Annotated in this window: 11 protein-coding genes; 3 read left to right on the plus strand and 8 right to left on the minus strand. The window is 40.0% G+C overall.

The window, feature by feature from the left end; all coding sequences use genetic code 11:
- The first annotated feature begins 58 nt into the window (after positions 1–58).
- The 3 genes from secB to cysE are packed head-to-tail and all read left to right on the plus strand — an operon-like array spanning position 59 to position 2,398.
- Positions 59–535, plus strand: a complete 477-nt coding sequence (gene secB / locus DD649_RS17805; protein ID WP_294110142.1) for a protein-export chaperone SecB — start codon at positions 59–61, stop codon at positions 533–535.
- Entirely contained in the window at positions 535–1,554 is a 1,020-nt protein-coding gene (gene gpsA, locus DD649_RS17810) for an NAD(P)H-dependent glycerol-3-phosphate dehydrogenase (protein ID WP_294110147.1), read from the plus strand. The genes secB and gpsA overlap by 1 nt, the downstream gene beginning before the upstream one ends.
- Before the next feature lie 22 nt (positions 1,555–1,576).
- On the plus strand, positions 1,577–2,398 hold the full coding sequence (gene cysE, locus DD649_RS17815) for a serine O-acetyltransferase (protein ID WP_336431013.1): 822 nt from the start codon (positions 1,577–1,579) through the stop codon (positions 2,396–2,398).
- 262 nt (positions 2,399–2,660) lie between these two features.
- On the opposite strand, the gene trmL is transcribed toward cysE, so the two are convergent.
- The 8 genes from trmL to DD649_RS17855 all read right to left on the minus strand — a co-directional run.
- A complete protein-coding gene (trmL, locus tag DD649_RS17820; protein ID WP_294110151.1) occupies positions 2,661–3,164 on the minus strand; it encodes a tRNA (uridine(34)/cytosine(34)/5-carboxymethylaminomethyluridine(34)-2'-O)-methyltransferase TrmL in 504 nt (167 codons plus the stop codon).
- A 157-nt stretch (positions 3,165–3,321) separates the two neighbouring features.
- The gene (galE, locus tag DD649_RS17825; RefSeq protein ID WP_294110153.1) at positions 3,322–4,347 is read right to left on the minus strand and encodes a UDP-glucose 4-epimerase GalE; all 1,026 of its coding nucleotides are present in this window, start codon (positions 4,345–4,347) and stop codon (positions 3,322–3,324) included.
- A 48-nt stretch (positions 4,348–4,395) separates the two neighbouring features.
- On the minus strand, positions 4,396–6,474 hold the full coding sequence (locus DD649_RS17830) for a polysaccharide biosynthesis tyrosine autokinase (RefSeq protein WP_294110155.1): 2,079 nt from the start codon (positions 6,472–6,474) through the stop codon (positions 4,396–4,398).
- A gap of 34 nt (positions 6,475–6,508) precedes the next feature.
- Positions 6,509–6,937, minus strand: coding sequence for a protein tyrosine phosphatase (locus tag DD649_RS17835; RefSeq protein ID WP_068440549.1), 429 nt, complete (start codon positions 6,935–6,937; stop codon positions 6,509–6,511).
- 5 nt (positions 6,938–6,942) lie between these two features.
- Positions 6,943–8,088, minus strand: coding sequence for a polysaccharide export protein (locus DD649_RS17840; protein WP_294110159.1), 1,146 nt, complete (start codon positions 8,086–8,088; stop codon positions 6,943–6,945).
- 48 nt (positions 8,089–8,136) lie between these two features.
- Complete coding sequence (locus DD649_RS17845; RefSeq protein WP_294110161.1) at positions 8,137–9,084, minus strand: NAD-dependent epimerase/dehydratase family protein; 948 nt, start codon at positions 9,082–9,084, stop codon at positions 8,137–8,139.
- 15 nt (positions 9,085–9,099) lie between these two features.
- Positions 9,100–9,846 (minus strand): glycosyltransferase family 2 protein, encoded by a 747-nt coding sequence (locus tag DD649_RS17850; RefSeq protein WP_294110163.1) that lies wholly within the window; start codon positions 9,844–9,846, stop codon positions 9,100–9,102.
- A gap of 15 nt (positions 9,847–9,861) precedes the next feature.
- Positions 9,862–10,104 (minus strand): UDP binding domain-containing protein (locus DD649_RS17855; protein ID WP_336431014.1); only part of this gene is annotated, 243 nt, incomplete at its 5' end.

Raw genomic sequence — 10,104 nt, forward strand, 5'->3', positions numbered from 1 at the left:
TACAGCGCTATATGATTAAACTCATATGGAAATTTAGAAGTTAAAAGGTATATAAATTATGTCAGAGCAAAATAATTCAGAAATGGTATTTCAAATTCAACGCATCTATGCAAAAGACGTTTCATTTGAAGCACCTGGCGCACCGCATATTTTCCAACACGAATGGCAGCCAGAAATTAAATTAGATTTAGACACTTCTTCAAATCAACTATCAGAAGGTGTTTATGAAGTTGTTTTGCGTGTGACAACTACTGCAACATTGGGCGAAGAAACCGCTTTCCTGTGTGAAGTTCAACAAGCAGGCGTTTTCTCTATTGAAGGTATTGATGGCACTCAAATGGCACATTGCTTAGGTGCGTACTGCCCGAACATCCTGTTCCCATATGCACGTGAAGCAATCACTAGCTTAGTGGGCCGTGGTACATTCCCACAATTGAACTTAGCGCCAGTAAACTTTGATGCATTGTTCATGAACTATTTGCAACAGCAACAAGGCGAACAAGCGCAGAACTCAGAAGCCCAACAGGACGCTTAATGAAGACTGCTTCAATGACAGTAATCGGTGCCGGCTCGTACGGCACCGCTTTAGCCATCACTCTTGCGCGTAATGCGCACCAAGTGGTGCTATGGGGACATGATCCCGCTCATATCCGCAAATTAGAACAAGATCGCAGCAATCAGGCATTTTTGCCGGGCGTTTCTTTCCCTGATAGTTTATCCCTCGAAACGGACTTAAAACAGGCTGTTGAGGCGAGTCTGAATATCTTGATAGTCGTACCTAGCCATGTTTTCGGTGATGTACTCAAACAAATCCAACCTTATCTTCGAACTGGCGCGCGTATTATTTGGGCGACCAAAGGTTTAGAAAGAGATACCGGGCGTTTGTTACAGGATGTGGCACGTGAGGTATTAGGCAATGAAATTCCGTTAGCTGTATTATCTGGACCGACTTTTGCTAAAGAGCTTGCCGCAGGTTTACCGACGGCGATTTCAGTCGCAGCGAGTAACAGCCAATTTGGCGACGAGCTACAGCAGTTATTCCATTGTGGTAAAAGCTTTCGTGTTTACAAAAATCCCGATATGGTTGGTGTTCAGCTTGGTGGTGCCGTGAAGAACGTCATTGCCATTGGCGCTGGTATTTCAGATGGTATGGGATTTGGTGCCAATGCACGTACTGCTTTGATTACCCGAGGATTAGCTGAAATGAGTCGTCTTGGCGCTGCCCTCGGCGCAGACCCGTCTACTTTTATGGGAATGGCTGGGTTGGGTGATTTAGTGTTAACTTGTACCGACAACCAATCTCGTAATCGTCGATTTGGTATGATGCTTGGGGATGGTATTAGTGTGGCCGATGCCGAAAAAGAAATTGGTCAAGTGGTTGAAGGTTACCGCAACACTAAGGAAGTGAAAGCGCTTGCTGAGCGTGCGGGTGTTGAAATGCCAATCACTGAGCAGATTTATCAAATCCTCTACTGCCATAAGAATGTACTTGAAGCTGCGCAGGCGCTACTTGGCCGAGCAACCAAAGATGAAATTGCGGATGTACCAAAATAAATATAACTGTGAGTGAGTGATTATGTCGCGTGAAGAACTAGATAGAATTTGGGGGTTCATTAAAGATGAAGCGAAGTCGCTCGCTGATTGTGAACCTTTGCTAGCCAGTTTTTTCAATGCGACATTACTCAAGCACGATAACTTAGGCAGTGCCCTGAGTTATATGTTGGCGAATAAATTAAGCTCACCCATCATGCCTGCAATGGAAGTTCGTGAAATTGTTGAAGAAGCTTATCGCAACGATGAACAAATGATTTTTTCTGCCGCCATGGACTTAGCGGCAGTCCGTTTGCGTGACCCGGCTGTTGATAAGTATTCGACACCGCTTTTATATCTTAAAGGTTTCCATGCACTACAAGCTTATCGCATAGGGCATTGGCTCTGGAATGAAGGTCGTCAAGCGTTAGCGGTTTATTTGCAAAATCAGATTTCGGTTACTTTTGCGGTAGATATTCATCCCGCAGCTAAAATTGGTTGTGGCATCATGCTTGACCACGCAACGGGTATTGTTATCGGTGAAACCGCAATTGTCGAAAACGATGTGTCGATTTTGCAATCAGTGACATTAGGCGGTACCGGAAAGACTTGTGGCGATCGTCATCCAAAAGTTAGAGAAGGGGTGATGATTGGTGCAGGGGCTAAAATTCTCGGTAACATTGAAATCGGCCGCGGCGCAAAAATTGGCGCAGGCTCAGTCGTACTTCACCCCGTTCCACCTCATACCACTGTTGCCGGTGTTCCAGCGCGTATTGTCGGTAAACCAACCAGCGACAAACCTTCTTTCGAAATGGATCAAAACTTTAATGGCAGTATTTATGGTTTTGAAAATGGCGATGGGATTTGAGTTGTGGGAAGGAATAAAAGGTAGATGGAATATTCACTATCGATGTTATTTTTTAAAAGTGTGTCTTCTGAATACATTCCCCAATTTAAACTGAGTAATCGATTTATTTAAATGTTCGGCACAGACAGTCTCCTATCCCTCTAAATAATTTGAGCGGTATGTAGGCGACAAACGAGGCTATTTCAAGGAGCATACACGAGTATGTGACTTGGGTAGCGGAGTGAAGTCAACACCCATACCGCTTGAAGTATGACGAGGGATTCTAGTCCTTTAACAAAGCCCCTGCATACCCCAACTGCCGCCACGCTTCAAATACCACGACCGCCACAGAGTTCGATAAATTCATACTACGGCTATCAGCTAGCATTGGAATACGGATCTTTTGCTCCATTGGCATGTTATCAAGCACATAAGGCGGCAAGCCGCGTGTCTCTGGCCCAAACATCAAATAATCATCTTGTTGATAGCTGACATTACTGTGGCTAGGCTTACCTTTGGTGGTTAACGCAAACACACGAGCACCAGTAGCGGACTGATTATTATCAGGATTCAAACCTTCGCTTTCTAAAAAAGCAAAGTAATCATGATGATGTTTGATATCAGCAAACTCACTGTAATCTAAGCCTGCGCGGCGTAGGCGTTTATCATCCCATGTAAAACCCAATGGGTGAATAAGATGCAAACTAAAGCCTGTATTGGCACATAGACGAATAATATTGCCCGTATTTGGCGGTATTTCTGGTTCGAACAAAACAATATGTGGCATAACGTTAGATAAACTTTTAGCTAGAAAGTGAATAAATGATAACGCAGAGTTTACGCGCAAATTTTGCAAGTTGCATTATCAGAGACAAATAAAAAAGCGAGCTAATATAAATTGAGCTCGCTTTTAGATGACTATATTTTGAGATACTTAACTTGTTTTAAGCTTTATATCCATTTGGATTTTGGGACTGCCAGCGCCAGCTATCATCTACCATATCTTGCACTGAATATTGTGCTTTCCAACCTAAATCTTTATAGGCTTTATCAGGGCTAGACCAACATTCAGCAATATCACCAGGGCGACGCGCGACAATCTCATATTTAATTGGTTTATCTGACGCTTTTTCAAATGCAGATATGATTTCTAATACGCTAGTACCTGTGCCAGTTCCCAGATTATAGGTATGCAATCCCGCTTTTGTGCTTACTTTATTTAAAGCGGCAATGTGACCATCAGCTAAATCCATCACGTGAATATAGTCACGAACGCCAGTGCCATCTGGTGTTGGATAATCATTACCAAACACCATAACTTTAGGATGGCGACCAACAGCAACTTGGGCAACATAAGGCGCTAAGTTATTTGGGATGCCTTGAGGGTCTTCTCCCATAGTGCCCGATGGATGTGCGCCAACAGGGTTAAAATAACGCAATAGTGTTAATGACCAATCATTTTGGGCAATATATAGGTCGGAGAGAATACGCTCAACCATATACTTACTTGTTCCATATGGATTAGTTGTTCCACCAACTTTGGACGCTTCAGTTAATGGAACTTCTTCTGGATCGCCATAAACTGTCGCCGAAGAGCTAAAAATTAAGCTCTTCACACCCGCTTTTTTCATACTTTCGACTAGCACCAAAGTACCGTTAACATTAACGTCATAATACTCAATCGGTTTCTGTACTGACTCACCGACCGCTTTTAGCCCTGCAAAGTGGATTACTGAACTGATTTGATGCTGAGCAAAAATAGTATCAAGAATGTGGCTATCGCGCACATCCCCCTGATAAAAGGTTGGTCGAGTACCCGTGATAGCTTCAATTCGGTTGAGTACTTCAAGGTTCGCGTTATGTAGATTATCTAAGATAATTGGTTGCATACCTTGCTTAATCATTTGTACACAGGTATGGCTACCAATGTAGCCCAGACCGCCAGTCACTAAAACTTGAGAGTTATCCATCATAACGTCCTTATCTGATTAATATTTATAAACCTAGTATTTATAAACTTAGTATTCATAAACATAGTTATAGTCATCTGAACGCGCATCGATACCATTGAGGATCACACCAGTGATTTCAATATCATTTTGTTTGAAACGTTTGATTGATAGCTCAACATCTTTAACTGTATTCACACCATAGAAAGCAATCAGTAATGAAGTACCGACGTATTTACCGATAATGGCTGAGTCAGTAATGGCTAAGATAGGTGCGGTATCAATGACTACAATGTCATACTGAGATTTTACTTTATCGAGTAGCTGTTTAAAACGCTCACCCATTAGTAATTCAGAGGAGTGGGAAACATTTTTACCGCGACAAATCACATCAAGGTTTTCAATCACGTTTTCATGAATTGTCGGAGAAGTCATATCCTTTTGAGATAGATATTCAGACAGCCCTATTTTATTATTTAAACTAAAGGCTTTGTGAATACGACCTTTACGTAAGTCAGTATCGATTAATAAGACTTTTTTACCTGCATTGGCTAATACCACCGCCATATTGGAGGTAACAAAACTTTTACCTACCCCAGGGGATGCGCTGGTGACCATCACCAAGTTATTACCTTGGTTCATCACCGAGAAGTAAACACTGGTACGCAATGAACGTATAGCTTCTACTGCGGTATCTGCTGGATTTTCAAGGGCAAGAGGGCGCTTATTACCTTCAGCAATAAGTTTTTTCTCATAGGCTGAATATGGAATAGTGGCATAAACATTAATACCAAGTGCATCAATATCTTCGGTGCCTTTAATCTTATTATTAAAGAACTCGCGTGCAATGACATAGGCACAGCCAACAATAAAGCCCAATATGGTTGCTAACACGACGATTAATGATTTTTTTGGTGCAACTGCATTCGGTTGTGATTCAGCAGAGTCAATAATACGCACATCAGCAGTAATTCCTGAGTTAAGAACGCTTAGCTCCTGTTGTTTAACGACTAGCTGATTATAGATAGCTTGTTCAGACTCAACATCACGCGTTAAACGAACAATTTGTTGCTGCGTATTCGGTAATTTTTGAATATTTTTACTGATTTTATCTTTTTCACGTAGCAGCTGTTGGCGTTTATCGAGTAATGACTGATAAGCAGGGTGATTACGAGTATAAAGCTGCTGAATTTCAACTTCTTTAAAGGTCAGTTCATTGAGCTTTTCTTCAACTTGCAACGCAGTATCTAACGCCGCTTTGGCTTCTAAAGATAGGTCAATAGATTCATTCTTTTTACGAAAATCATTTAACTGGTTTTCATAATTATCTAGCTTAGTTTTGATGGTCGGTAGATAGTCATCTAAGAACGTCAATGTATTATTGGTGACTTCTTTTTTGCGTTCTGTATTTTGGTCAACATAGTTTTGGATAATACTATTAAGGATCGTGACATTTTCAACTTTATCAGCGCCTTTAATTGCCATGCTGATAATACCGGTTCCGTTGCCTACTTCTGCAATAGTTAAGGTATTACGTAAATCTTCAATCGTTGAATAACGTGCATTTTTAACTAAAGTAAATTCCTCGCCCGCTTTAGCGGTAAAAGATGAGATTAATAAGTTAATTTCACCTTGTTTAAATACTTCACCCACTTTAGCTTCAAAAACTTGCCCATCAATATTCAGTGAATATTTGTCATCACCTAAATAAGACAAGGTAACAGGCTCCCCTAACAGGCTTTCTGGTAACTGGTATAGCGTAACGCTAATAAGTGCAGTTTCACCGAGCAACTTATTAATGAATCCTGTTGGCGCAGTTTGAACATCTAAGTTGAGGTTAGATACCGTTTTACCTAACACCATACGGGATTTGATGACTTCAATTTCAGAGTCGACCTGATTGTTGCTATTAGAAAACGGCATTACATCGCTCATTTGGTCTAATAACGACATTTGGCCTAATTTATCATATTGCAGCGTGGCATTTGCTTGGTAAATTGGGGTAGCTAACAGGCTGTAAGAGACTGCAACTGCGGCAAAAATAACTGTGAAAAATCCAATTTTAATGGAGTTAGATTTCAAAACTTTAAACAAGGCGAGCAGGTCGATTTCGTCTGCCGCAGGCGCGCTATTTTTTGTTGTATTCATAATAGATTAAACGTTAAGTCATCCAATAATAAAATTAAATTTTTCCTTGCCACGCAATAGCTGCTTTTTCCATAAGCTGATAGACATGTTCAAACATTTCATCACTGCGCTTATGGGGGTCTGGAATTTCGGTTTTATTTAGCCATTGACCAAATAACATTACCTTGCCGCGAGTTTCAGGAAACTGTTGATGGATTTTATCAATATGTGCGTGTTCCATCACTAGGATTAAGTCTGCTTTTTTACACAATTCATGACTTAAACGGCGAGACTGATGATTTTGCAAAGAAAGATTATGTTGTTCGGCAATACGAATGGCACTTTCATAGGCTGGCATATCATTTTTAGCAATGATACCCGCGGAGTGAATAGTTTTATCAGGGAAGTGAACCTGCATTAAACGCTCCCCCGTAGGAGAGCGACAGATATTACCCATACAAACAACTAGGATATTATGAAACATAGCTATTACCAATCGTGAATACGTTTGGTACCTTCAGTTAACTGATTATAGGTGGCGATAGTCGGTAATAGTTGTGTGATGAGACGATTCCAACGCACGACTGGTGCCGCAGTTACATAGACCAAGTCATAAGGTTGCAGTTTGAACTCGGTGCCCATAACCAAAGAGGTGGCGTCAGATAAATCTAACTGATAAACCGCTGCCATTTTTTTCGGTAGTAACGCTTCTAGCTCTTTATCTGCTGCTGGTTGGTTTTTAACAGGACGGATTACAAAAACGCCCGTTGCTTGGGCTGTTTCTTGCTTAATACCATCAGCTTTACTTAATGCTTCAGTAATACTCATTCCTGCACGGTCAATGGTGAGCGTAGTTGGTTGACCGACTTCACCCATCACGAATACTTTTTGCCCATCATTGCGCGGTACATAAAGTACATCACTTGGTTGCATCAGGTAGTTTTGTGTTAAGTCACCATATTGCACCAAAGATTGCAAAGAGACTTTAATTTCTTTGCCATTACGAGTCAGTACTACGTTATCCCAATCGGCTTTTTCGGTTAGACCACCTGCATTATTAAAGGCTTCTAAAATAGTCAGTGGTACGTTGGTAATTGGTAGGGTTCCCGGTTTAGCCACTTCACCTGACACATACATTTTTTGTGAACGGAATGCGGCAATACTAACATCTACTTGTGGAGACTCGATATAAGTGGCAAGGCGGTTACTGACTAAGGTACGGATTTCAGTGACGGTTTTGCCAATGACTTTCACTTTACCAATGTAAGGGTAATAGATGGTGCCATCTGAGTGTACCCAGTTACCGGAGTCTTGTGCGCTACGATATGAACCAGCTGGAATAGTCAGCTCAGGGTGATCCCATACAGTGATAGTTAATACGTCACCCACACCAACACGATATTCATAGGTTGAAAGCTGTTTATCGAGTAATGGATTTGGTTTGGCGATAACTTGTGGGGTATACATTTCATCTAATAATTTAGGTGAAATAGGGTAGATATCAACCAGTTTGGTAATATCTTTATCACCCGTATCAACAACATTTTTACCTGATGTTGACATATAGGCACCAGGGGTGATGGTGCAGCCCGTGAGTGCAGTTAGCATGAGTACCGTCGCAGAAAGACGCTTCATAAACACCTTCTATCCCTTTAGCAAATAATGAAAGAAACTTATTAAATTTTATTTGAATTCGTATTGAACGGTATTAGCAATACCTTTTTCTAACGTTACTGGAGGAGCAAAGTTGGTGCCTGCAATATAATTTGATTTAAATTGAGTTCTAGCACAAAACTTTTTCACCCTGATACTGCTTACTGGAAATTCTTTTCCCGTAACCTTAGATAGAATATCAAAACAGTAGCCACCTACAATGCCTATAGCATATGGGATACGAATATTTGATTTTGGCTTGTCTAAAGCAGTACAGATAATAGTGGTCAATTCATTCATGGTGTAATCAGGTTTATCAATGTAATTAAATACATGTTTGCCCTCAGTAACCGTCGTTGCAAAATAGATAAATGCAGCGATATTTTCAACATAAGCCATGGATTTTTGATTGTTACCACTACCAATCATTAAGAAACGGCCAGAAGCGATTTGGCGGAATAGATTATAAACATTACCACGGTTATTTTCGCCAAATACAACGGTAGGGCGAATAGTTACTAAGGTATTGTCACTAGCCTTTGCTTGCCAAGCGTCATATACGTATTCAGCTTCAAGCTTGGATTTGCCATAGTCATTAAACGGATGATATTCACCATCTTCGCCAGTTTCTTTTTCTACAAAACCATAAACAGCGACAGAAGAGGTAAATACGATATGTTTAATACCAAGTTGTTCTGCAACATCACAGACATTTTTGGCGCCATCAACATTCACTTCATAGTAAAGACTAATAGGATGAACGTTATCTTTATGTTTTGCAGATAAGTTAATAATAACATCACTGCCTTTTAATGGTTCAATAAGTGTCTCTGGCTTGGTTACATCACCAAATTCCCACTTTTCAGGATGAGCTTCACTTTTTTCAATATCAACTATTTTAAAGTCAATATTTTGAGATTTTAATTGATTAGATAGACGTGTTCCTATGAAGCCGGAACCACCGATGATAGTTAGCATAATTAATCCTGAATTCTATTTTCTTATAATGCCTTTTACAGCATAACCGATAAAATATTTTGTTGATTTTAAAATATTAAAATTTAATTCTTGACGATAAAATTTCCATTGGTATTTTGCTGCATCTAATTTATTTTGAGTCATACCAGAATCAGTTCTATAGTCGGCTAGAACTTGAGGACAACAATAAGCCTTGTCACATTGCGATAAAATTTTTAACCAAAGCCCCATATCCTGCCTTTTTCTAATCAAAGGCATAAACTGTTTACCTAATATTTTTGTATCATAGATGGCAGTTAAGCAGCCAATAACATTACAGTAGAGTAATTCATTATATGTGACGGTATTTGGTGGGATAACTAGTTTTCCCTTACCTTCTTGTGTGAATTTTTGATATTGAGTATATGAAAGAGAATGCCCTTCTTTAATCATATATTCTAACTGAGTCTTGAGTTTATTAGGGCGCCAAAGGTCATCGCTATCCAAAAAGGCAATAAATCTACCTTGAGCAGCTTCAATACCTGTGTTTCTCGCTATACCGGCACCACCATTTTTCGTTAATTGAATTAATTTTATTCGGCTATCAGCAAAGGAGTTAATAATATTAATTGAATTATCAGTTGATAAATCATCTACAATAATTAATTCAAAACATTGATGGGTTTGATTTAATACAGAATTAATTGAGTCTCTTATATATTGCTCTGCGTTATAGCAAGGCATAATAATAGAAACTAATTCTTGAGTTGTAATTTCAGGCATATCGTTATTACCAAATTAATCGCTACCAAACAAATCACGGGTGTAGACTTTATCCGCCACATCTTCTAGCTCTGGTACCATGCGGTTAGCTAAAATAATATCGCATTGGGCTTTAAAGGTTTCTAAATCACGAATGACTTTAGAGCGGAAAAACTCATCTTCAGTGAGTACTGGCTCATATACCACCACTTCAATGCCTTTGGCTTTAATGCGTTTCATGATGCCCTGCACTGCCGAGGCGCGGAAATTATCAGAGCC

Origin of the sequence: Providencia sp. (genome assembly GCF_003533305.1) — a bacterium.
Lineage (GTDB): Bacteria > Pseudomonadota > Gammaproteobacteria > Enterobacterales > Enterobacteriaceae > Providencia.